This is a genomic window from Sphingomonas sp. Root720 (genome assembly GCF_001428605.1).
In the GTDB taxonomy this organism is placed as follows: domain Bacteria; phylum Pseudomonadota; class Alphaproteobacteria; order Sphingomonadales; family Sphingomonadaceae; genus Rhizorhabdus.
In genome coordinates this window covers 263015-285000 of the sequence record NZ_LMID01000015.1, presented here as the reverse complement: position 1 = coordinate 285000, position 21986 = coordinate 263015, and the positions used below count along the sequence as shown (strand labels likewise).

The following is a 21986-nucleotide window of genomic DNA, read 5'->3' as shown; positions in this document are numbered from 1 at the left end:
TGCGGCGAAGATGTAACGGGGCTCAAGACACGCACCGAAGCTTAGGGTGTGGATTTATCCACGCGGTAGCGGAGCGTTCCGTAAGCCTGTGAAGCGGTCTGGTAATGGGCCGTGGAGGTATCGGAAGTGCGAATGCAGACATGAGTAGCGATAAACAGGGTGAGATGCCCTGTCGCCGAAAGACCAAGGGTTCCTGCGCAAGGCTAATCCGCGCAGGGTGAGCCGGCCCCTAAGACGAGCCCGAAGGGGGTAGTCGATGGGAACCACGTTAATATTCGTGGGCCTGGTGGTGTGTGACGGATCATGTGTGTTGTACGTCCTTATCGGATTGGACGTGCTTCGAAATGGTTCCAGGAAATAGCCCCACCGTATAGACCGTACCCGAAACCGACACAGGTGGTCTGGTAGAGTATACCAAGGCGCTTGAGAGAAGTGTGCTGAAGGAACTCGGCAAATTGCCTCCGTACCTTCGGAAGAAGGAGGCCCCATATATGCGCAAGCACTTATGGGGGGCACAGGCCAGGGGGTAGCGACTGTTTAGCAAAAACACAGGGCTCTGCTAAGTCGGCTTCAAGACGACGTATAGGGTCTGACGCCTGCCCGGTGCCTGAAGGTTAAGTGGAGGGGTGCAAGCTCCGAAATGAAGCCCAGGTAAACGGCGGCCGTAACTATAACGGTCCTAAGGTAGCGAAATTCCTTGTCGGGTAAGTTCCGACCTGCACGAATGGCGTAACGACTTCCCCACTGTCTCCAGCACATGCTCAGCGAAATTGAATTCTCCGTGAAGATGCGGAGTACCCGCGGTTAGACGGAAAGACCCCGTGCACCTTTACTGCAGCTTCAGAGTGGCATTAGGAAAGAATTGTGTAGCATAGGTGGGAGGCTTTGAAGCATGGGCGCCAGCCCGTGTGGAGCCATAGGTGAAATACCACCCTGTTGTTTTCTGATGTCTAACCTCGAACCATGAAACTGGTTCAGGGACCCTCTGTGGCGGGTAGTTTGACTGGGGCGGTCGCCTCCCAAAGAGTAACGGAGGCGCGCGAAGGTTGGCTCAGGCCGGTTGGAAACCGGCTGTTAGAGTGCAATGGCATAAGCCAGCCTGACTGCGAGACTGACAAGTCGAGCAGAGACGAAAGTCGGTCATAGTGATCCGGTGGTCCCTCGTGGAAGGGCCATCGCTCAACGGATAAAAGGTACGCCGGGGATAACAGGCTGATAACCCCCAAGAGCTCATATCGACGGGGTTGTTTGGCACCTCGATGTCGGCTCATCACATCCTGGGGCTGGAGCAGGTCCCAAGGGTTTGGCTGTTCGCCAATTAAAGTGGTACGTGAGCTGGGTTCAGAACGTCGCGAGACAGTTTGGTCCCTATCTGCCGTGGGCGTCGATATTTGAGAGGAGTTGACCCTAGTACGAGAGGACCGGGTTGAACATACCTCTGGTGGACCTGTCGTGGCGCCAGCCGCGCAGCAGGGTAGCTATGTATGGACGGGATAACCGCTGAAAGCATCTAAGCGGGAAGCCTCCCTCAAGATAAGATATCTTAGAGCGGTCGAAGACCACGACCTTGATAGATCGGATGTGGAAGTGGGGTAACCCATGGAGCTAACCGATACTAATTGCTCTATTCGCGCTTGAGAGCCCCACCATCAACAGCAATGCTGATGGCGGAATATCTCTCCCAGCATCATACAAACGCACGGTTTCTAGAACTTCATGCACGGCCTCCATAGCTTGGTGGCCATAGCGTCTGTGACCCACCCGATCCCATCCCGAACTCGGCCGTGAAACCAGACTGCGCCGATGGTACTAGCGCTTAAGCGGTGGAAGAGTAGGGCGCCGCCAGGCTTTGCAGTCCGTGCATCAAGTATAAACCCATTCACTCGTCCGCACCTTCGGTGCCCATTGGCGCGGGGTGGAGCAGCCCGGTAGCTCGTCAGGCTCATAACCTGAAGGTCACAGGTTCAAATCCTGTCCCCGCAACCAATCCAACAACCACAACACACCCACACACACAACATACCAGCCCGCTAGCCTCAAGCTCGCGGGCNAAGGTCACAGGTTCAAATCCTGTCCCCGCAACCAATCCAACAACCACAACACACCCACACACACAACATACCAGCCCGCTAGCCTCAAGCTCGCGGGCTTTCTCGCGTCCCCTCTTAGAGCCTGACGCCGGATCAGGGCGAGGCGGCGGCTGCAGCCCCCGTCCGAGCGCTCCTCTAACGCGCCAGCCAGGTCCCGAGACGGTCGAGCGCCTGCTCGACCTCGTCGGACGAAATCGCGAAGCTCAGCCGGAAGAAGCGGCGCCCGTCGACCGGGTCATGGTCGATGCCGGGCCCCGTCGCGACGCCGGTATCGAGCAGCAGCTGCCGGCAGAAGCCCATCGCGTCGTCGGTCAGATGGCCGATATCGGCATAGATGTAGAAGGCGCCGTCGGGCGGGGCGATCCGCCGCAGTCCCATCTGGGGCAGCGCCTCGAGCAGCCGGGCGCGGTTGCGCGCATAGACCGCGACGTTGGCGTCGAGTTCCTCGCCGCAGTCGAATGCCGCCAGCGCGGCGTGCTGGCTGAGCGTCGGCGGGGTCAGGAACAGGCAGCCGAGATAGGACCAGGCGCGCTCGACGAGGTCGGGCGGGACGAGCAGCCAGCCCAGCCGCCAGCCGGGCATGCAATAATATTTGGAGAAGCTGCTGATCACCACCGCATCGGGATCATATTCGACCATCGACCGGCACGGCTCGCCATAGCTGAGCGCATGGTAGATCTCGTCGGAAAGGATGCGGATGCCCTTGCGCCGGCAGACCGCGGCGATCGCGCGGAGCTCGTCGGCGGCAATGATCGTGCCGGTGGGGTTGGCCGGGCTGGCGATGATGACGCCGTCGGGCGCCGGCTCGATCGCGTCGAGCGCCTCGGCGGTCAGCTGGAAACGGCTCGCGGCCCCACAGCCTATTTCGACCGGCACCATGTTGAGCGCCCTGACCGTATTCCGGTAGGCGACATAGCCCGGCCGGGCCATCGCGATCCGCGCGCCCGCCGGGAAGCAGATGCTGAGCGCGAGAACCAGGGCGGGCGAAGCGCCGCAGGTCAGCAGGAAACGCGACGGCGCGAGCGCGACGCCGTAGCGCTCCGCATAGAGCGCGGCCAGCCGCTCCTTGAGCGCCGGGCTTTCCCAATAGCCCATCCGGTCGGTGTCGATCGCGGCGCGCGCGACGTCGAGCACCCTGCGCGGCGGGCCCATCGACGGCTGGCCGAACTCCATGTGCAGGACCGACCGTCCCTCGGCCGCGAGCCGGCGTGCGAGGCCGCTGATCTCGATCGCGCGGAAAGGTTGAACGTCGTCCTGCATCGGGGTCCTCGTCTTGCCCGGAGCCTGGAACGGGCGACCGGAAGTCTGACGAGCTGTTTCGTCGAATGTCGGCCGCTTCGCAACGCGGCATTGCTCGGATGGGCGGGAGCGCGGGTCGTCATTCGGATCGGCGCGGAGGATCGTTCCGGTCCGCGGCACGTTCCTGAGACCGGGAATCCTGCCGATCTCGCGAGAGAAAGAGACTTGATCCCAGTGTCTTGACAGCTTCGCCGATGCGGTCCGAAAGTCGATCGAACATGCCCCTGCTTCCCGATGTCGATACGCTGCGGCTGTGCAGCCTGCTCGCCTCGACGGCGTTCGGGGCGGTCTTCATCGCGCTGTGGCTGCGCGATCGCGGCGAGACGCACCTGCTCTACTGGGCCGCCGGCTCCTGCCTGTACGGGGCGGTGATCCTCGGCTTCAGCCTGACGCCGCGCGGCGAGATCCCGACCACGACGCTGCTGTTCGGCGGCCTCGGCCTGAGCAACGTCATCGCGCTGGCGGGGGCTCGCCGCCTCGACGGGCAGTCGCCGTTCCGCTGGTGGATGCTGCTCTCGATCGTCGCGGCGGCGCTCGGCCATGGCGGGCCGCGCCTGGCGGTCGCACTCGGCGGGCTGGCACCGACCAGCCTGGTTCCGAACGTCGGCGACGCCCTCGGCCTGTCGCTGTCGATGGCGATCAACGGCGGCGCGATGCTGTGGGGGCGCTGGACGTATCCGACCGCGGGCCATCGCATCGTCGGAGCGGCGCTGCTCGCCTATGTCCCGGGCTACGCCCTGTCGATCGCCGGCGAATATGGCGCGCTGCGCGGCATGGAGATGCTGGCGCTGTTCGCGATGCTGTCGGATCAGGTCCTGCTCGGCATCGTCAACCTCGGCCTGCTCGCGATCCCGGTCGAGCGGGCGCAGCAGCAGCTTCGGCAGGCGGCGCTCCGCGATCCCCTGACCGGTGCCTGGAACCGGGCCGGCCTGGAGCTGCGGAAACGCCGGCTGCTCGCGGCCGGGGCCACCGCCATCGCGATCGACATCGACCATTTCAAGACGATCAACGATTGCCACGGCCATAGCGCCGGCGACCGGATATTGGCGCTGTTCGGCCGCGAGGCGGAGCGCCTGTCCAAGGCCCAGGGCGGCGAACTGGCGCGACTGGGCGGCGACGAGTTCGCGATCCTGCTGCCGGCTGCCTGCCGCGAGCCGGAGCGGTTCGCCGAGCGGCTCCGAGCCCATCTCCAGACCCAGGCCGACGATGCGATCGCCTGGAGCGTCAGCATGGGCATGGCGGCCGTGCTGGAGGGCGAGGAGGATTTCGACGCGGCGCTGCACCGCGCCGACAGCGCGCTCTACCAGGCCAAGGCCGAAGGACGCGGCCTCATCGCGCTCTGAGCGCCCTTGCTCCGGCAGCGGTCGGCTGGCCCGTTCCGCCGAAGGCCATCCGCTTCGAAATCGACCTAGGCGGATGCCGCCTCGACCACCCGGGCCATGGTGCGGACGGCCGGGCGTTCGCCGTCCCGGCGCTGCGCGAGCAGGGTCGAGGCGACCTTCCAGGTGCGTTCGTTGTCGACATCGATCGCATGGGCGCCGTCGGGCAGCACGACCGGTTCAATGCGCAGCCCGAAGCGGCGCCCCAGTCGTGCCAGCGCGTCGCCGAGCGACAGGCGGCCGAGCAGCATCAGCACGACGGTGAGCGGGCCGACCGCCGCCACCAGGCGCATCGGCTTCTTGGCGAACTGGCCGCCGCCGCGGAAGCTCTCCGCCGCCGTCACCGCCTGCCGGCCGGCAAAGGCGTAGAGGTTGCAGTTCGAATATTCGTCGTCGCTGAACCGGTAGAAGCGGCGCTGCCCCTCGGGATGCGCGCCGAGCACCGCCGCGCGCGTCGCCATCGCGATCGTCACGTCGGCGCCCCGATCGAGCGTCTCGACCATCCTCAGCACCGCCTGGGGGGCCAGCAGGACATTGTCGGCGGTGGTGACGACGATCGGTCCCTTGATCCCGTCGCTGGCGGTGAAGACGCTGTCGGCGAGATTGTCGGCCGCCGCGACGAAGTCGACCGGCGGCGGGCCGTCCTCGAGCAACTGGCGCAGCTGGGGGAACATCGCCGGTTCGACGACGACGATGATCCGCCGGCAGCCCGCGGTCGACGACAACGCGCAGGCGACATGCGCGATCAGCGGCGCGCCGCCGATGGGCACGAGGCATTTGTGCGACAGGCCATGCGCCTCGGCGAGCGGATCGACCCGCCCGGCGCGCTGGGCCGCCAGGACGACTGCGGTGAAGCTTCGCTCAGGCCGCGACACGTTCGGGCATCCGGTCGACCAGCCCTTCGAGCAGGCCCTGGCGTTCGAGGCTCTCGGTCAGGATCGTCTCGATCAGCTCGGCATGGCTCCAGCCGATCTGCGACGCCGCCATCGCGATCGTCTTTCGCGACCAGAGGTTGCAGTTGAGGTTGACCTCCATGAAGCTCAGCTCGCCGGTGCGTGCGTTCAGGCGGAACTCGAAGCGGCCATAGTCGAAGGGCAGGAACTCCTTCATCATCTCGATCGACTGGCGCGCCGCTTCCATCCGGATGCGGTCGTCGTCGAGCGGCCGTATCGCATAAGCCTGGTCGTCGATCAGGTTGCGCTTCTCCAGATAGGTGCGGAGATAGGCGGGGTCGTCCTGCTCGACGATCTGCACCGGCAGGATGAAGGGCTCGCCGTCGAGGGTGATCACCGACACCTCGATGTCGTGGCCGGGGATGAACGGCTCGACGATCACGTCATGGCCCTCCTTGTGGAGGCGCAGGATCGCGGCGCGGATGTCCTCCGCGTCATAGGCGGCGCTGATCCCCCAGCTCGCCGAGGAGGCGTTGGGCTTGACGACATGCTTGGCGGCCGGCGGGCAGAGCGACGGATCGGCCGGCGCGCCGCGGCGGAACACTGCCCAGGGCGCGGTCGGCACGCCGCGCGCGACCGCGACCCGCTTGGCGAGATGCTTGTCGTCGGACAGTCCGCGCAGGATCGGGCTCGCCCCAAGATAGGGGAGGCGCCGCCGTTCGCAGAGCAGCGGCAGCAACATCTCCGAATTGAGGAAGCCGCCCCGGTTGAGCAGCGGGAAGACGAAGTCGACGTCGGGCGCGGCGAACAGCGCCTCATAGCTGTCGGCGAGGTGAAGGTTCAGCCCGATCTCCTCCAGCACGCTGCGCATTTCGCGGTGATAGGTGGCGTGGGTGCCGTCGGTGGGATGGAGGCCGCCTTCCCAATGGACGTGCTTGGCGATCAACAGGATCCTCAGGGCGCGTTTTGCCGCCGCGGGAAGCGCACGGGGCGCCGCGATGCGAGTCATTCCGGTTCTCCAGACCCTCCCGAGGCGCGATGATCCTCCCCATCGCGCTTCCCGGCCCGGGCCAGCGCCATGGTAGGCGGGCGATGTGACGAGGCCGCTACGATTTGGTTGCGAGATGATGCGCCAGCAACGTCCCGTAACGGCCCTCGCCCAGCCCGCGCCGTGCGGCGCGCTGCGGCATCAGCACGCCGGGCTTGCCATTGCCCTCGATCAGCAGCGGCCCTTCGGCGGTGAAGGCGACGTCCCAGCCGATCAGGACATAGTCGGCGAAGGCCCCGGCATGGGCGCCGACCGCCAGCGCGGCCGCGGCGCCCCAGTCGGGCAGGGTCCGGCCCGCGATCGGCGCACCCGAGGCGGGATGGATGTCGTGGTCCCGGCCGCCATAGCCGAAGCAGGCGCGGCCGAGCCCGCCATCCTCCAGCGCGACGGGGACGATCAGCCCGCCCGCCTTCATGTTGTCGACCCGGGCGCGCGGGTCCGAAGCGCAGCGGAAGGTCGCGCTGACCAGCTCGGGCGCACCCGCCTCGTCGAGCATGGTGACGATCCGCACCGTCGGCAGCGCACCCAGCGCGATGTCGGCCAGCGCGGGATGGACCGTGACGAGCGGCTGGACGAGGCAATCCTGCCTGGTACCGCGCAGCCGCGCGGCCAGCCCCGCGCGGTCGGAGATCGGGCCCAGCAGGCGCAGGCCGTCGCCGCCCTCGCCATGGATCGGCTTGACGAGCAGCGGCCGGTCGGCGGGATCGGCCAGCACCGCGATCCTGCCGCCGATCACGGTCGCGACGGTTTCGGGGCAGGGCAGGCCGGCCGCGCGGCAGCGCTCGGCGAAGCGCCGCTTGTCGGCGAGTGCGCAGTCCGGGGTCCAGCCGAGCGGGTTGATCCGCTTGTTGATCGCGGCATCCTCGAAGCGGCGGACATAGCGATCGAGCTCGGCGGCCCGCTCGATCCGGAACAGCGCGATGTCGTTCGGATCGGCGAAGCGCGCGCGGGCGATCGCGATGGCGCGGCGGCGCCAGGCGTCGTCGAAGCCGAAGCGCCGTTGCACCTTGGCCGCGCGCCGGGGAATCCAGAGATGGAAGCCGAGGCCGACGATCGCGTCGAGCGTGGCGCGCAGCGGGCCGCGTCGGGAACGGCGCGCCTCATAATGCGGCGCCAGGAAGGGGGCGGCCACCGGGCGGACGATGCCGGGGAAGAGCGGCCATGCCTTCCGCAGATAATAGAGCCTGTCATAACCAGCCATGTCGGGTCCCCATGTCCGCCTCCACCGGCGCTCGCGGGATCGTCATATATGTCGGTTAGCGTGACGCTTTCGGGTCGGGCCGGGACGTCATGGGCAATATCATCATCTATGTTCACGATCTGCGGTCGAGCGGCGTCGTCCGCGACGCGATGATGCTCGCCGATCACTGCGCCGGCCGGCACGACACGACCCTCGTCGCCGGCCATGGCGAAGGCTTCTTCCGCGAGGCGGCGGGGCAGGGCCGCTACCGCCTCGCGATATTGAAGGATCGCCCGAGCCCGGCCGCCTCGCGCATCACCGCCGCGCAGCCGCTGCGGCGCTGGCTGCGGGGGCAGCCGCCGGGCGTGCTGCTGTCGATGGGGAATCACGGCCACGCGACCGCCTATCTCGCCTGCCGCGGGCTCGGCCATGTCGGCCGCGTCTACCGGATCAGCAACGAGGTGACGCGGGGCGACGGCCTACGCGGCGCGCTGCGCATGCACTGGATGGAGCGGCTGATCGCCGATGCGGCGCGGATCGCGATCGTCGGGGCCACGCTGCGCCGCGCGCCGATGCTGGCCCGCGCGATCGAGCGCGGCCATGCGGTCGAGATCCCGAGCGGGGTCGACGTCGACCAGGCGCGCGCGCTGGCGCTGGCGCCGTCGCCGCATCCCTGGTTCGACGAGGACGTGCCCGTCGTCCTCGGCATCGGCCGGCTCCGCCCGCAGAAGAATTTCGCCCTGCTGATCGAGGCGGTGGGCGCCGCCCGCGCCGAGCGTCGGTTGCGGCTCGCCATCCTCGGCAGCGGCAGCGGCAGCGGCAGCGGCGACGAGCGGGCGCGGCTCGAAGATTGCGCCGCGCGGGCCGGGCTGGGCGAGGATTTCCTGCTCGCCGGCGAAAGCGCCAACGTCTTCGCCTGGGCGGCGCGCGCGGGGGTGTTCGTGCTGCCGTCACGCTGGGAAGGATCGTCGGTCGCGCTGCTCGAGGCGATGGCGGTCGGCGCGCCGGTGATCGCTTCGCGCCGCGCCGGCGACGCCGCGCAGGTGCTCGACGAAGGCCGCCACGGCCTGCTCGTCGGCGGCGAGGACCGCTCCGAGCTGGCGCGCGCGATCCTCGTCCAGCTCTCGGGCTATGCGGTGCGGCCGGGCGATCGCGCCTGCGCCTATGGCCTGCCGGGCGGCACCTATCTCGATCTGGTCGAGGCGGTGATGGCCGAGATGGCCGAGATGGACGGGCCGGCGCGGGCCGCCGCATGACAGCGACGGTGGCGGCCCACCAGGGCGGCGCCGTCTTCTCGCGCATGGGACGCAACCTCGCCTGGCTGCTCGGCGGACGCGGGTTCCAGGCGGTGGCGAGCCTGCTCTATCTGGGGCTTGCCGCGCGCACGCTCGGCCCCGCCCGGTTCGGCGCGTTCACGCTGGTCCTCGCTTATGGCCAGGCGATCGCCAACGTCGCCCAGTTCCAGTCGTGGCAGACGGTGATCCGCTACGGCACGATCCACCTGGCCTCCGGGCGCCGCGACCGGCTGGGGCGGCTGCTCGGCCTCACCACGGTGTTCGACTGCGGCGGGGCGCTGCTCGGCGCGGCGGCGGCCGGAGCGGGGGTGGCGTTCGCCGCCGGCTGGCTCGACTGGGACATGGTCGAGCGGCAGCGCGCCGCCTGGTTCGGGGTCGCGCTGCTGCTGTCGACCGGCGCGACGCCGACCGGCATGCTGCGCCTCGTCGACCGCTTCGACCTCACCACCTGGTGCCAGGCGGTCGGGCCGCTGGTGCGGCTGGCCGGCGCGGTCCTCGCCTGGACGACCGGCGGCGGCATCGGCCTGTTCCTGGTCGCCTGGGCGGCGGCCGCGCTGCTGCAGCATGCCGCAACATGGATCGCAGCATTGACCCGCACCGGCCTGCCCGTCGCCCTCGGCGGGCGGCGCACGCTGATAGCGCAGCGCGAGAATGCCGGCATCTGGCGCTTCACCCTCACCACCAATGCGGCGGGTACGGTCGGGCTGCTCGGCGAGCAGATCGCCACGCTCGCGGTCGGCGGCGCGGCGGGACCGGCGGCGGCGGGCGGCTTCCGCATCGCCGGCAAGGTCGCCCGCGCGCTGGCCAAGCCGATCCAGATCGCCGCGCGCGTCCTCTATCCCGAGCTGGCCCGGCTCCACGCCAGCGCCGATCGTGCCACGCTCGACCATGTCATGGCGCGGGTGTCGCGCTACGCGATCGGGCTGTCGCTGGCGGTCGTCGTCGTCGCGCTGGCGGGGGGCGGGCTGCTGATCGACCTGCTCGCGGGCCCGGCCTATGGCTTCGCGCGCGCCATGCTGGTCGTCATGGCGATCGGCGTCGCTATCGACCTGTCGGGCTTTGCGCTCGAACCGCTGCTGGTCGCCCATGGCCGCGCGGGCGTGGTGCTGGCGATCCGGGGGGCGGGGGTGGTCGTGCTCGGGCTGCTGCTCGCCGCGCTGCTGCCGATGCTGGGCGCGATGGCGGCGGCGATCGCGGCGGTCGTTTCCTCGCTGCTGATGCGGATCGCGCTGGGACGGGCGGCCATCCTGCCGTCGAGGCGATAGGAAACAATCCCCTCTCCTCCGTCATGCTGAACTTGTTTCAGCATGACGGAGGAGAGAAAGGCCCTCAAACCCAAATGGCGCGGGCCGTGCGTATCGGCTAAGCCGCGCTGATGACCAATCTCTACACCCGCCTCGCCGCCGGCTTCCCCGACCCCGCCACCCCCTTCGCCCACCTGCCCGGCGGCGGCATGGTGAGCTATGGCGATGTCGACCGGCGCTCGGCCGCCTTCGCGCATATGCTGCGCGGTGCCGGGGTGGGCGTCGGCGACCGGGTCGCGGTGCAGGCGGAGAAGAGCATCGACATGCTGATGCTCTATCTCGGCGCGCTCCGGGCGGGCGCGGTCTTCCTGCCGCTCAACACCGCCTATACCGCGGGCGAGCTCGACTATTTCATGCGCGACGCCGAACCCGCACTGTTCGTCTGCGATCCCGCGGCGCTGCCCGCGATCGCGCCGCTGGCCGAAGCGGCGGGGGTGCCGCGGGTCGAGACGCTCGGCGCCGACGGCGGCGGCAGCGTCGCCGCGCTGCTGGCGGAGCAGCCCGGGAGCTTCGACGATGTCGCGCGGGACGACAACGACCTCGCCGCGATCCTCTACACCTCGGGCACCACCGGGCGCTCGAAGGGGGCGATGCTGAGCCACGACAATCTCGGCTCCAACGCCTTCATGCTGAAGGACGCCTGGCGCTTTACCGGCGACGACGTGTTGCTCCACGCGCTGCCGATCTTCCACACCCACGGCCTGTTCGTCGCCACCAACACGATCCTCGCGGCGGGCGCGTCGATGATCTTCCTGCCGAAGTTCGACGGGACGGAGGTGCTGCGCCAATTGCCCCTCGCCACCAGCATGATGGGGGTGCCGACCTTCTACATCCGCCTGCTCGACGAGCCCGGCTTCACCCGCGACCTCGTCGCCCATATGCGACTGTTCGTCTCCGGGTCCGCGCCGCTGTCGGCCGACATCCACCGCGCGTTCCGCGAGCGCACCGGCCATGCCATCCTCGAACGCTACGGCATGACCGAGACCAACATGAACATCTCCAACCCCTATGACGGGGAGCGCATCGCCGGCACGGTCGGCTTCCCGCTGCCGGGCGTGTCGATCCGCATCGCCGATCCCGACACGGGCGCCGAGATGCCGCAGGGCGAGGTCGGGGTGGTGGAGATTTCCGGGCCCAACGTCTTCCAGGGCTATTGGCGGATGCCCGAGAAGACCGAAGCCGAGTTTCGCGACGGCCGGTTCGTCTCGGGCGACCTCGGCCTGATCGACGCGCGCGGCTATGTCACCCTGGTCGGCCGGGCCAAGGACCTGATCATCTCGGGCGGCTACAACGTCTATCCGGCCGAGGTCGAGACCGCGCTCGACGAACTGCCGCAGGTCCATGAATCGGCGGTCATCGCGGTGCCGCACCGGGAGCTGGGCGAAGCGCCGGTCGCGATCGTCGTGCCGCGCGACAAGGGCTTCGCCGATGCCGATGCGATCAGGGCCGGCCTCGCCGATACCCTCGCCCGCTACAAGCAGCCGCGCGCCATCCTGTTCGTCGATGCGCTGCCCAAGAATGCGATGGGCAAGGTGCAGAAGGTCCAGCTCCGCGAGGAGCATAAGCGGCTGCTGGCGGGGCGGTAGCCGTCAACGGCTTCGGGAGACCCGTCAGGGAATCGGCGTCACCAGCGGCTCGCCCGCGTAGAAGGCGGCGAGGTTGGCGACGAGCATGTCCTTCATCCGCTGGACCGCCGCGTCGGTGGCGCCGCCGGTGTGCGGGGTGAGGACGGTGTTGGGTACGTCCGCCCAGCGATCGGCCGGGGTCGGTTCCTGGACATAGACGTCGAGCGCGGCTGCGCCGAGGCGGCCATCGCGCAACGCGGCGATCAGCGCATCCTCGTCGACCACCTGACCGCGCGCGACGTTGACGAGCAGGCCGTCGGGCCCCAGCGCCTCGATCACCCCGGCGGAGATCATCTTCTCATTGTCGGCATGCGCGCGCGCCGCGACGACCAATATGTCGCTCCACGCCGCCAGCTCGGTGAGGTCCTCCATGCGCTGCCAGGCGATGGCGGGCTTGGGGTTGGGGCCCCACCAGCGCACCTCCATCCGCATCACCTCGGCGCGGCGGGCGACGGCAGCGCCGATGCTGCCCAGGCCGACGATCCCGACCCGCGCGCCGCCGACCGAGCGGGTGATCATCTTGGTGCCCGGCTTCCATTCGCCGGCGCGCAGCATCCGGTCGCCATCGACGATGCGGCGGCGCTGGGCGAGGATCAGGCCGATCGTCTGGTCGGCGACATCCTCCTGATTGGCGTCATGGGCGTGGCTCAGCTGGAAGCCGCGCGCACGGGCGGCGGCGACGTCGACCCCGTCATAGCCGACGGTGAAGCAGGCGATCAGGCCCAGCTTCGGCAGCGCGTCGACCAGCTCGGGCGACAGCTGGAATTCGCCCGCCATGACCAGCGCGGTGACCTCCGCCAGGCGGGACCGGTCCTCATCCTTCCACAGCGAGAGCACGTGATACTGTCCTTCGAGGGTGGCAAGGAGCAACCCGAGATGCGGCTGCGCGACGAGGATGACGGGACGATCGGACATGCGCCCTTCCCTAGGATGGAATGCATCGTCCTGCCAATATGGTCGACCGGCACTTTGTCGGTTTTGGACCGGCAATTGTCGAATCCGCCAATCCCGGCCGGGCGGCGGCCGGTCTAATCCCCGATCATCGAAGGCGGGCGTCGCCCGCATGTCCGGAAATGGGGAGATTGATCATGAGCAGGACCATCATGCTGATCCACGGCGCCTGGCTGAATGCCCGCAGCTGGGAAGGCTTCAAGGCGCGCTATGAGGCGCGGGGATACACCGTCGTCGCGCCCGACTGGCCGCTCGACGACCGTGCCCCGGCCGCGCTGCGCGACGATCCCGATCCGGCGCTCGCCAGGATCGGCCAGCGGGCGATCGTCGATCATTATGAGCGCATCATCCGCGCGCTGCCCGAGGCGCCGATCCTGATCGGCCATTCGGTGGGCGGGGTGTTCGTCCAGCATCTGCTCGACCGCGGGTTGGGGGTCGCCGGGGTCGTCATCGATCCGGCACCGACGCCGGGCGTGCCGATCCACCCGCATGCGCTGGTCTCGGCGCTGCCGGTGTTCGGCGACCCGTTCAGCTTCCGCAAGCTCAAGACGATGTCGCGCCGTTTCTTCGCCCGCCGCTTCGCCCAGACCGCGCCCGAGGGCGAGAAGGACGCGCTCTACGATCGCTACATCGTCCCGACCCCGGGCAAGGTCTATTGGGACGGCATCGTCAACCCGATGAAGATCCGCTGGGACAATCCCGATCGCGCGCCGATGCTGCTGATCGCGGGCGGGAGGGACCTGATCGCCGATGCGAGCATGACCCGCGCCATCTTCCGCAAGCAGCGCCGCGCGCCGTCGCTGACCGAGCTGCGGCTCTTCCCCGACCGGTCGCACTGGACCACCCTCGACACGGGCTGGGAGGAGATCGCCGACCTCGCGCTCGACTGGGCGGTGAAGAACGGCCGGCCGGCGGCCTGATCGGAATGACGGCCGGGGCTCAGCCCCGGCCCATTACCGAGATCGGCGTGAAGCAGCCGACGATCAGGCGCTTCGCGTCGAACGGAATCGCGTCGAACTGGTCGAGCACGCCGTCGGCATGCATCCGCGTCTCGGCCTGTTCCAAGCTCTCCTTGTCGGGCCAGATCTGCCAGGCGAAGACGATCTTCTCGCCCGGCTGCGCATCGACGGCGCGGCGGAAGTCGGTCTGCTGGCCGGAGGGGACATTGTCCTCCCAGCATTCGACGATCTCCCGGCAGCCATAGCGGCCGAAGACGGCCGCGCTGTTTTCCGCCCAGCGGCGATAATCCTCCATCCGGTCGGCCGGGACGGGGATGACGAAACCCGCGACGTACATGTTCGAGGCTCCTTCGCGTGGCGCGCGGACTCGGCAACCGGGCGCCGCGACGGTGGTTACTGCTCCCATGGCCATCCGTAATCCGCAACCCGGGGCTTCCCTCTTTCCGATCATCGAGACCGACGTCCCCGCCCGGCTCGACCGGCTGCCGTGGAGCCGCTTCCACTGGCTCGTCGTCGTCGCGCTGGGCATCACCTGGATCCTCGACGGGCTGGAGGTGACGCTGGCCGGGTCGGTCGCCGGGGCGCTGCGCGAAAGCCCGGTGCTGCGGTTCACCGCCGCCGATGTCGGGCTGGCGAACAGCGCCTATCTGGCCGGCGCGGTCGTCGGTGCGCTGGTCTTCGGCTGGCTGACCGACCGGCTGGGGCGCAAGAAACTGTTCAGCCTCACCCTGCTGCTCTACCTCGCGGCGACCGCCGGGACGGCCTTCGCCTGGGACTTGCCGAGCTTCGCGCTGCTGCGCTTCCTGACCGGCGCGGGGATCGGCGGCGAATATAGCGCGATCAATTCGGCGATCCAGGAACTGATCCCCGCGCGGCGGCGCGGCTGGACCGACCTCGTCATCAACGGCAGCTTCTGGGTCGGCGCGGCGCTGGCGGGGGGCGTGTCGATCGTCCTGCTCGATCCGCGCCTGTTCGATCCCGATCTCGGCTGGCGGATCGCCTTCTTCTCGGGCGCGGCGCTCGGGCTCGCGATCCTGCTGCTGCGCCGCTTCCTGCCCGAAAGCCCGCGCTGGCTGATCGTCCATGGCCGCCCCGAGGAGGCCGACCGGATCGTTGCCGGGATCGAGGCGGGGATCGCCGCGCGCGGCCACGCCCTGCCGCCGGTGACCGAACGGGCGCGCCTGCGCGGTCGCCGCGCGACGCCGCTGGGCGAGCTGTTCCGCACCATCCTGCGCACCTATCCGCGGCGCACCGTCCTGGGCCTGTGCCTGATGGGGGCGCAGGCCTTCCTCTACAATGCGATCTTCTTCACCTATGCGATGATGCTCACCGATTTCCACGGGGTGCCGGCGGACCGGGTCGGCTGGTACGTCCTGCCCTTCGCGCTCGGCAACGTGCTCGGGCCGCTGCTGCTCGGGCGGCTGTTCGACACGGTCGGGCGCCGGCCGATGATCGTCGTCACCTATGCGCTGTCGGGGGTGCTGCTCGCCGCGACGGGATGGCTGTTCCGCGAAGGACTGCTCGACGCGACCACGCAGACCTTGTGCTGGAGCATCACCTTCTTCTTCGCCTCGGCGGCGGCGTCCTCGGCCTATCTCACCGTGGCGGAGAGCTTCCCGATCGAGATCCGGGCGCTGACCATCGCGATCTTCTACGCGCTCGGCACCGGCCTTGGCGGCGTGCTGGCGCCCTGGCTGTTCGGCATCCTCATCGACAGCGGATCGCGCGACCAGGTGCTGGGCGGCTATCTGCTGGCGGCGGGGATGATGGGCGGCGCCGCGATCGTCGCCTGGCGGCTGGCCATCGACAGCGAGCGGCAGCCGCTCGAAAGCGTCGCCCGCCCGCTGTCCTGGCAGGAGGACTGAGCGGCCGTCAGGCCGGCACCGCCGCCCGCTCCACCCGGGTGATGGTGAGCATTCGCCGGTGGCCGTCACGGCCGGGCCACAGGATCGACTGCCCCTCGCGCAGGCCGATCAGCCCGGCGCCGACCAGGGTCAGGATCGAGACGCGGCCCGCATCGATATCGGCATCGCCCGGATAGACGAGCTGCACGGTGCGCGGCGTGCCGCTGGCCTCGTCGACGAACATGACGTGGCTGCGCATGGTGACGACATCGGGGGGGATGCGCCGCGCCTTGTGGAGCGTCGCGCGCTCGATCTCCTCGAGCAGCAGCGCGCTGACCTCGGGGAGCCGGTCTTCGGCGGCGACCGCCAGGTCGGCGAGCGTCTCGGCCTCCGAATCGATCATATGGATGGCCGGACGCCGGCCGGCCTTCTTCTTCATCATGGTGCATCTTTCCCGGACAAGGGCGCGCGCACGAGCCCGCGGCCGTGCGCGCCGGTCTATCGGAGGTTCGCCCCGGGTCCGGGGGCGCAGGCCTCCTGGAACCCGGGGCTAGATGCCCGCGAGAAGCTGACCCGCCTGGTGGCGGAACCGGGAAAGGCAGCGGTCCGTCTGCATGATGCGATGATGAGCCGTGGCGCCGGCCAAGTCAAATCGGGGACCGGGCAGCGCTCGGGGCAACGCTCAGGGCTGGGCGGCCGACGGTGCCGCGGGCTTGGGCGTCGTCACCCGCCGGACGCTGACGATTTTAATCGGCGCGGCCAGCATCTGGCCCTTCATCACCCCTTCGCCCAGCGTCGGGGAGCGCGGCGCGGCGAGGATCTTCTTCACCACCTCCATCCCCTCGACGACATGGCCGAAGGCGGCATAGCCGAGATTGTCGCCGGGCGCCGACGGATCGGCATCCATATAGGTCATGTCGCCGACGACGATGAAGAAGTCGCCCGCCGCCGTGCCCGGGGCGTTGCGGCCCATCGAGATGGTGCCGTCGACATGCTTGAGGCCGGTCTTGGTGGTCGGCTCGTGCGCGATGCCGGGGAAGATCTTCTTCGGGTCGAATTTGATGCCGCCCTGGACCAGACCCAGCTCGGGAGCGTTCGGCACCGCGACTGCGCGGTAGAAGGTCGAATTGTCGAAACGCTTGCTGTCGACATAGCGCAGGAAATTGTTGGTCGTGATCGGTGCGCGCTCCTTCTCCAGCTCGAGCAGGATCGGGCCTTCGCTGGTCAGGATGTTGACCTGCACGGTGGCCGGCCTGGGCGCGGGCGCTACAGCCGGCGGCGGTGCAGCCGGGACGGGCGCCGGCGCGGCGGCGCTGTCCTGCGCGACGGCGGGAAGGGCGGAAAGGCACAGCAGGGCGCCGAGCGCGAGTCGATGCATCGTCATGGACGGAGCTTAGGCACAAGAGGGCGGCGATTGAAGACCGGGAATGGCATTGCGTCCTCGTCCCCTCCTCACTCCCGCTCATGACGGGTTGGAGAAGGCGGGAAGGCGGGCGGGACGGACGGCGGCTTGGCCTCACCCTCCGAAACCCCTATATCCACCGCACGCGGGGCGCGACGCCCCGCAAGATCGAGGACGAGACGATGGATTCCCACCCGACCGCAACGCTCATTCGCCTTGTCGCCGGGGAAATTCTTCATGTCCGCCTCGATCTCCATCTCGCAGCTCGGCTGGTCCACGCCTGACGGCCACCGGCTTCTCGACCATCTCGATCTCGTCTTCGCGCCCGAGCGCTGCGGCCTCGTCGGCCGCAACGGCATCGGCAAGAGCACGCTGCTCCGGCTGATCGCCGGGGAGATCGCGCCGCGCGCCGGGCGGATCGTCGTCGACGGTACGATCGGCATGATGCGCCAGATCGTCGATGTCGCTCCCGACGAGCGCATCGCCGACCTGTTCGGGGTGCGCGACGCGCTGGCGATATTGGCACGGGCCGAGGCGGGTAGGGCGAGCCTCGACGAACTGGCCGAGGCCGACTGGACGCTGGAGGCCCGGCTGATCGAGGCGCTCTCCGCGGTCGGGCTCGACGCCGGGCCGGAGACGCCGCTCGCCATGCTGTCGGGCGGACAGCGCAGCCGCGCGGCGATCGCCGCGGCGACCTTCGGCGATCCCGATTTCCTGCTGCTCGACGAACCGACGAACAATCTCGACCGCGCCGGCCGCGACGCGGTGATCGGCCTGCTCGACCGCTGGCGCGGCGGGGCGATCGTCGTCAGCCATGACCGCGAGCTGCTCGACCATATGGATGCGATCGTCGAGCTGAGCGCGCTCGGCGCCGCGCGCCATGGCGGCGGCTGGTCGGCCTATCGCGACCGCAAGGCGATCGAGTTGGCGGCGGCCGAACGGGATCTCGCCTCGGCCGAGCGGCAGGAAAGCGAGGTCGCCCGCCATATCCAGCAGGCGGCCGAGCGCAAGCAGCGCCGCGATGGCGCCGGCGCGCGCAAGGGGGCGAAGGGCGATCAGCCCCGCATCCTGATCGGCGCCCGCAAACAGCGCGCCGAGGAAAGCGGGAGCGCGGGTGCGCGGCTTGCCGAGCGCCAGCGCGGCGCGGCGGCGGAAGCGGCCGAGGCCGCGCGCGGGCGGATCGAGATACTGGAACCGATGACGGTGGCGCTGTCCCCGACCGGCCTGATCGGCGACCGGACGGTGCTGCGGCTGGCGGGCGTGGTCGCGGGCCATGACCGCGCGATACTCGACGGGCTCGACCTGGAGATCGTCGGGCCCGAGCGGATCGCGGTCGGCGGCGCCAACGGCGCGGGCAAGAGCACGCTGCTGGCGGTGATCGCCGGCGGGCTCGAACCCTGGGCGGGGGACGTGAAGCGCCCGCTGCCCTTCGCCCTGCTGGACCAGCGGGTGTCGCTGCTCGATCCGGCGCTGTCGGTCGCGGCCAATCATGCCCGGCGCCATCCCGACGCGACCGACAATGCGTGCCGCGCCGCGCTGGCGCGCTTCCGCTTCCGTGCCGACGCGGCCGATCGCATCGTCGGATCGCTGAGCGGCGGCCAGAAGCTGCGCGCCGGGCTGGCCTGCGTGCTGGGCGGCGAAGCGCCCCCGCCGCTGCTGATCCTCGACGAGCCGACCAACCATCTCGATCTCGATTCGATCGCGGCGGTCGAGGCGGGGCTCGCCGCCTATGACGGCGCGCTGCTGGTCGTCAGCCATGACGAGGCGTTCCTCGCCGCGATCGGGATCGAACGGCAGCTGGAGCTGGCCGGGGGGCGGCTGGTGGACGGGGGCTAGAGCCCGGCATGGGGGTCGCCAACTGGGCCGTCGTCCCGGCAAGCGGGGATCCGCCTGCCCGTTGATAGTCTGGTCTTCGCGCTTCGCAGCGAGAAGGGAAATCCCGCGTTCGCCGGGATGGGTCGTCCGTCTCGCGCGCCTAGGCGGTCCGCGCCGGCACCACGCCCGAATCCTCGATCACCTTGTCGACCGGGGAGACCTGCTCCCACGGGAAGACGAACCAGTCCTTGTTGACGGTGCGGTCGATCATGCGGAAGCGATAGTCGACCGTCTCGGCCGAGACGACATTGTCGATCAGGGTGGCGAAACGGACATTGTCGATGTTGCCGCCGGCCTCGTGGAGCGCCTTCTTGATATGGGTGATGGTCGACCCGGTGTCGTTGATGTCGTCGACGAACAGCAGCCTGTTGTCCTGGCTCATCCCCGCCAGCTTGACGAGCAGCTCGGCGGCGAAGTCGGGAAGATGCGAGCTGTGGTCGACCGACAGCATCGGCACCCCGGTCGCATGGCTGAGGAAGACCGCGGGGATCAGGCCGCCGCGGCCGACGCCGATGACGAAGTCGGGCTGCCAGCCGCTCTCGCGGATGCGCGCCGCGAGATAGTGGACGGCGGTCAGGAACTCGGGCTGGTCGACGGGCATCAGGGTCGGCATGACGGTTCCTTGGGTTAGAGCGGTTTCGAGGCAGATGGAAACATCTGCCGACTCGGAAATCGCGGTAAAACAACGGTCTTGAGCGGTCGATCTGATGCAATCGGGTCGACCGCTCTAGATATTGGTCGCGACATAGGCGTCGAGCGCGTCGAGATGCCGGGTCACCGCGACGTCGTCGAGGAAGGAGCCCAGGAAGCTGTTGCGCGCGAGGGTCGCGAAGTCGTGCGCGTCGAGCCGGCCGGCCGGGATCAGCGCACGGAAATTATCGTTCACATAGCCGCCGAAATAGGCGGGATCGTCCGAATTGACCGTGGCGCGCAGGCCGAGTCGCAGCATCCGCTCGATCGGATGCGCGGCGATGTCGTCGACCACGCACAGCTTCAGGTTCGACAGCGGGCAGACCGTCAGCGTCATGCCCGACCGCGCGAGCCGGGTGGTCAGCGCCGGGTCTTCCAGCGCGCGGTTGCCATGGTCGAGCCGGTCGATGCGGAGCAGGTCGAGCGCCTCGTGGATATAGGCCGGCGGTCCCTCCTCTCCGGCATGGGCGACGCGCAGCAGCCCCATCTCCCCGGCGCGGGCGAAGACCTGCTGGAACTTGGACGGCGGATGGCCGACTTCGGACGAATCGAGGCCGACCGCGGCGATCCGGTCGAGCCAGGGCTCGGCCGCCGCCAGCGTCTCGAACGCGGCCTCCTCGTCGAGGTGGCGCAGGAAGCAGAGGATCAGCCGGCTACTCACGCCGAGGTCGCGTTCGGCCTCCAGCATGCCCGCGAGCAGCCCGTCGGCGACGACCTGGAACGGGATGCCGCGATCGGTGTGGGTCTGGGGATCGAAGAAGATCTCCGCATGGACGACGGCGTCGGCGGCGGCGCGGCGGAAATAGGCCAGCGCCAGGTCGTGGAAATCCTCCTCGGTGCGCAGCACGCCGGCGCCCTGGTAATAGATGTCGAGGAAGTCCTGCAGCCGGTTGAACGAATAGGCGCCGCGCAGCTCCTCGACCGAGGCGAAGGGGATGGCGACGCGGTTGCGCTCCGCCAGCTCGAACATCTGCTCGGGCTCGAGGCTGCCCTCGATGTGCAGATGGAGCTCTGCCTTGGGCAGGCCCGATACGAAGCGCGCAAGATCGGTCATGGCGGCCATTCGTACAGCATCTTCGGCCGCCTGCCAGCCGGTTGAAACGCGAAGGGCGATGGAACCCGGGTTCAGGCTTCGGCCGGCGTCGCGGCGGTGCGGGCATAGCGCGCCGCGACCAGCGCGCAGACGAACAGCTGGAGCTGGTGGAAGATCATCAGCGGCAGGATGATCACGCCGACCTGCGCGGGGGCGAAGATCGCGCCCGCCATCGGCACGCCCGACACCAGGCTCTTCTTGGAACCACAGAACAGCAGGACGATCTCGTCGCCGCGCGGGAGGTGCAGGCGGCGGGCGACGAACAGGTTCGCCGCCATCACCAGCGCGAGCATCACCGCGCTGAGGCCGAGGATCAGCAGCAGGTCGACCGCCTCGGTCCGCTGCCAGATGCCGTTGACGACGGCCGCCGAGAAGGCGGTGTAGACGACCAGCAGGATCGACGACCGGTCGACCGGCATCAGCAGCGTCTTGTGCCGGTCGATGAAGCCGCCGATCAGCGGGCGGAGCAGGTGGCCCGCGACGAAGGGCAGCAGCAGCTGGAGCATGATCGCCTCGATCGCGTCGATCGAAACGCCCGGGGCGCTGCCCTGCACCTGGATCAGCAGCCCGACCAGCAGCGGAGTCAGGACGATGCCGGTGATGTTGGACAGCGAGGCGCTGCACACCGCGGCGGGAACGTTGCCGCCCGCCATCGCGGTGAAGGCGATCGACGACTGCACCGTCGAAGGGAGCAGCGACAGATAGAGCAGGCCCGCCAGGATCTCGGGCGTCGTCAGGCCGCGCGCGCCCTGGGTCAGGGCCCAGCCGAGCAGCGGGAAGAGCAGGAAGGAGGAGGCGAGGACCAGCAGGTGCAGCCGCCAGTTGCCGATGCCCGCGATGACCGCCTGCCGCGACAGCTTGGCGCCGTGCAGGAAGAACAGCAGCACGATCGCCGCGTCGGTCAGCCCCTCGAAGAACCCGACCGCGCTTCCGCGCGCTGGCAGCAGCGAGGCCACGACGATCGTGGCGATGAGCAGCAAAAGGAAAGGGTCGAGCCCCTTCAGGAGGCGGGTGATCAGGCGCATGGCCGGGGAATGTCGGGCGGGATGCCGGGCGTCA

General features: G+C 68.9%; 18 protein-coding genes, 1 tRNA gene and 2 rRNA genes (1 of these 21 cut by a window edge). 10 read left to right on the top strand and 11 right to left on the bottom strand.

All coding sequences use genetic code 11. From position 1 onward, the window contains the following. The 3 genes from ASE22_RS23495 to ASE22_RS23485 all read left to right on the top strand — a co-directional run. Positions 1 to 1639, top strand: a 23S ribosomal RNA gene (locus tag ASE22_RS23495) (it extends 1165 nt beyond the left edge of the window). Between the two features lie 94 nt (positions 1640 to 1733). Beyond that, positions 1734 to 1848, top strand: a 5S ribosomal RNA gene (gene rrf / locus ASE22_RS23490). A 61-nt stretch (positions 1849 to 1909) separates the two neighbouring features. Further along, positions 1910 to 1986, top strand: a tRNA-Met gene (locus ASE22_RS23485). A gap of 239 nt (positions 1987 to 2225) precedes the next feature. On the opposite strand, the gene ASE22_RS23480 is transcribed toward ASE22_RS23485, so the two are convergent. After that, entirely contained in the window at positions 2226 to 3350 is a 1125-nt protein-coding gene (locus ASE22_RS23480; RefSeq protein WP_056365469.1) for a pyridoxal phosphate-dependent aminotransferase, read from the bottom strand. A 233-nt stretch (positions 3351 to 3583) separates the two neighbouring features. Here ASE22_RS23480 and ASE22_RS23475 point away from each other — a divergent pair, with 233 nt between their 5' ends. After that, positions 3584 to 4732 (top strand): GGDEF domain-containing protein, encoded by a 1149-nt coding sequence (locus tag ASE22_RS23475; protein ID WP_235538191.1) that lies wholly within the window; start codon positions 3584 to 3586, stop codon positions 4730 to 4732. Between the two features lie 65 nt (positions 4733 to 4797). Here ASE22_RS23475 and ASE22_RS23470 read toward each other — a convergent pair whose 3' ends face one another. The 3 genes from ASE22_RS23470 to ASE22_RS23460 form a co-directional block, all read right to left on the bottom strand. Beyond that, on the bottom strand, positions 4798 to 5643 hold the full coding sequence (locus tag ASE22_RS23470) for an NTP transferase domain-containing protein (protein ID WP_056365464.1): 846 nt from the start codon (positions 5641 to 5643) through the stop codon (positions 4798 to 4800). Next, entirely contained in the window at positions 5630 to 6670 is a 1041-nt protein-coding gene (locus ASE22_RS23465) for a D-alanine--D-alanine ligase family protein (RefSeq protein WP_056365461.1), read from the bottom strand. The genes ASE22_RS23470 and ASE22_RS23465 overlap by 14 nt, the downstream gene beginning before the upstream one ends. Positions 6671 to 6767: 97 nt before the next feature. Further along, positions 6768 to 7910: a sugar-transfer associated ATP-grasp domain-containing protein gene (locus ASE22_RS23460; RefSeq protein WP_056365460.1), complete on the bottom strand. Its 1143-nt coding sequence runs from the start codon at positions 7908 to 7910 to the stop codon at positions 6768 to 6770. Between the two features lie 89 nt (positions 7911 to 7999). Here ASE22_RS23460 and ASE22_RS23455 point away from each other — a divergent pair, with 89 nt between their 5' ends. The 3 genes from ASE22_RS23455 (at position 8000) to ASE22_RS23445 (ending at position 12074) form a co-directional block, all read left to right on the top strand. Beyond that, on the top strand, positions 8000 to 9145 hold the full coding sequence (locus tag ASE22_RS23455) for a glycosyltransferase (RefSeq protein ID WP_056365457.1): 1146 nt from the start codon (positions 8000 to 8002) through the stop codon (positions 9143 to 9145). Beyond that, positions 9142 to 10449, top strand: coding sequence for a lipopolysaccharide biosynthesis protein (locus ASE22_RS23450; RefSeq protein WP_056365454.1), 1308 nt, complete (start codon positions 9142 to 9144; stop codon positions 10447 to 10449). The genes ASE22_RS23455 and ASE22_RS23450 overlap by 4 nt, the downstream gene beginning before the upstream one ends. A gap of 110 nt (positions 10450 to 10559) precedes the next feature. Next, positions 10560 to 12074, top strand: coding sequence for a malonate--CoA ligase (locus ASE22_RS23445; protein WP_056365452.1), 1515 nt, complete (start codon positions 10560 to 10562; stop codon positions 12072 to 12074). Between the two features lie 24 nt (positions 12075 to 12098). On the opposite strand, the gene ASE22_RS23440 is transcribed toward ASE22_RS23445, so the two are convergent. Further along, on the bottom strand, positions 12099 to 13028 hold the full coding sequence (locus ASE22_RS23440; RefSeq protein WP_056365448.1) for a 2-hydroxyacid dehydrogenase: 930 nt from the start codon (positions 13026 to 13028) through the stop codon (positions 12099 to 12101). Positions 13029 to 13201: 173 nt separating this feature from the next. Between ASE22_RS23440 and ASE22_RS23435 the strand changes: the two genes are divergently transcribed. Beyond that, positions 13202 to 13984 (top strand): alpha/beta hydrolase, encoded by a 783-nt coding sequence (locus ASE22_RS23435; protein ID WP_056365445.1) that lies wholly within the window; start codon positions 13202 to 13204, stop codon positions 13982 to 13984. A gap of 19 nt (positions 13985 to 14003) precedes the next feature. Here ASE22_RS23435 and ASE22_RS23430 read toward each other — a convergent pair whose 3' ends face one another. Then, entirely contained in the window at positions 14004 to 14360 is a 357-nt protein-coding gene (locus ASE22_RS23430; RefSeq protein ID WP_056365443.1) for a DUF1428 domain-containing protein, read from the bottom strand. Between the two features lie 67 nt (positions 14361 to 14427). Between ASE22_RS23430 and ASE22_RS23425 the strand changes: the two genes are divergently transcribed. Further along, the gene (locus ASE22_RS23425; RefSeq protein ID WP_056365441.1) at positions 14428 to 15888 is read left to right on the top strand and encodes an MFS transporter; all 1461 of its coding nucleotides are present in this window, start codon (positions 14428 to 14430) and stop codon (positions 15886 to 15888) included. Positions 15889 to 15895: 7 nt separating this feature from the next. Here the strand turns inward: ASE22_RS23425 and rnk are convergent, their stop codons facing one another. Both rnk and ASE22_RS23415 read right to left on the bottom strand, forming a co-directional pair. After that, positions 15896 to 16309 carry a nucleoside diphosphate kinase regulator gene (gene rnk / locus ASE22_RS23420; RefSeq protein WP_056365438.1) on the bottom strand — a complete coding sequence of 138 codons (414 nt, stop codon included), beginning with the start codon at positions 16307 to 16309 and terminating at the stop codon, positions 15896 to 15898. 240 nt (positions 16310 to 16549) lie between these two features. Then, positions 16550 to 17251 carry a peptidylprolyl isomerase gene (locus ASE22_RS23415; RefSeq protein ID WP_056365436.1) on the bottom strand — a complete coding sequence of 234 codons (702 nt, stop codon included), beginning with the start codon at positions 17249 to 17251 and terminating at the stop codon, positions 16550 to 16552. A gap of 255 nt (positions 17252 to 17506) precedes the next feature. Here ASE22_RS23415 and ASE22_RS23410 point away from each other — a divergent pair, with 255 nt between their 5' ends. Next, the gene (locus tag ASE22_RS23410) at positions 17507 to 19105 is read left to right on the top strand and encodes an ABC-F family ATP-binding cassette domain-containing protein (RefSeq protein WP_056366150.1); all 1599 of its coding nucleotides are present in this window, start codon (positions 17507 to 17509) and stop codon (positions 19103 to 19105) included. 139 nt (positions 19106 to 19244) lie between these two features. Here ASE22_RS23410 and ASE22_RS23405 read toward each other — a convergent pair whose 3' ends face one another. From ASE22_RS23405 to ASE22_RS23395, 3 genes are all read right to left on the bottom strand, one after another. Next, positions 19245 to 19757 carry a phosphoribosyltransferase gene (locus ASE22_RS23405; RefSeq protein ID WP_056365433.1) on the bottom strand — a complete coding sequence of 171 codons (513 nt, stop codon included), beginning with the start codon at positions 19755 to 19757 and terminating at the stop codon, positions 19245 to 19247. A 114-nt stretch (positions 19758 to 19871) separates the two neighbouring features. After that, a complete protein-coding gene (locus ASE22_RS23400) occupies positions 19872 to 20888 on the bottom strand; it encodes an adenosine deaminase (protein WP_056366147.1) in 1017 nt (338 codons plus the stop codon). 71 nt (positions 20889 to 20959) lie between these two features. Next, positions 20960 to 21952 carry a bile acid:sodium symporter family protein gene (locus tag ASE22_RS23395; RefSeq protein WP_056365427.1) on the bottom strand — a complete coding sequence of 331 codons (993 nt, stop codon included), beginning with the start codon at positions 21950 to 21952 and terminating at the stop codon, positions 20960 to 20962. Positions 21953 to 21986: the final 34 nt, after the last annotated feature.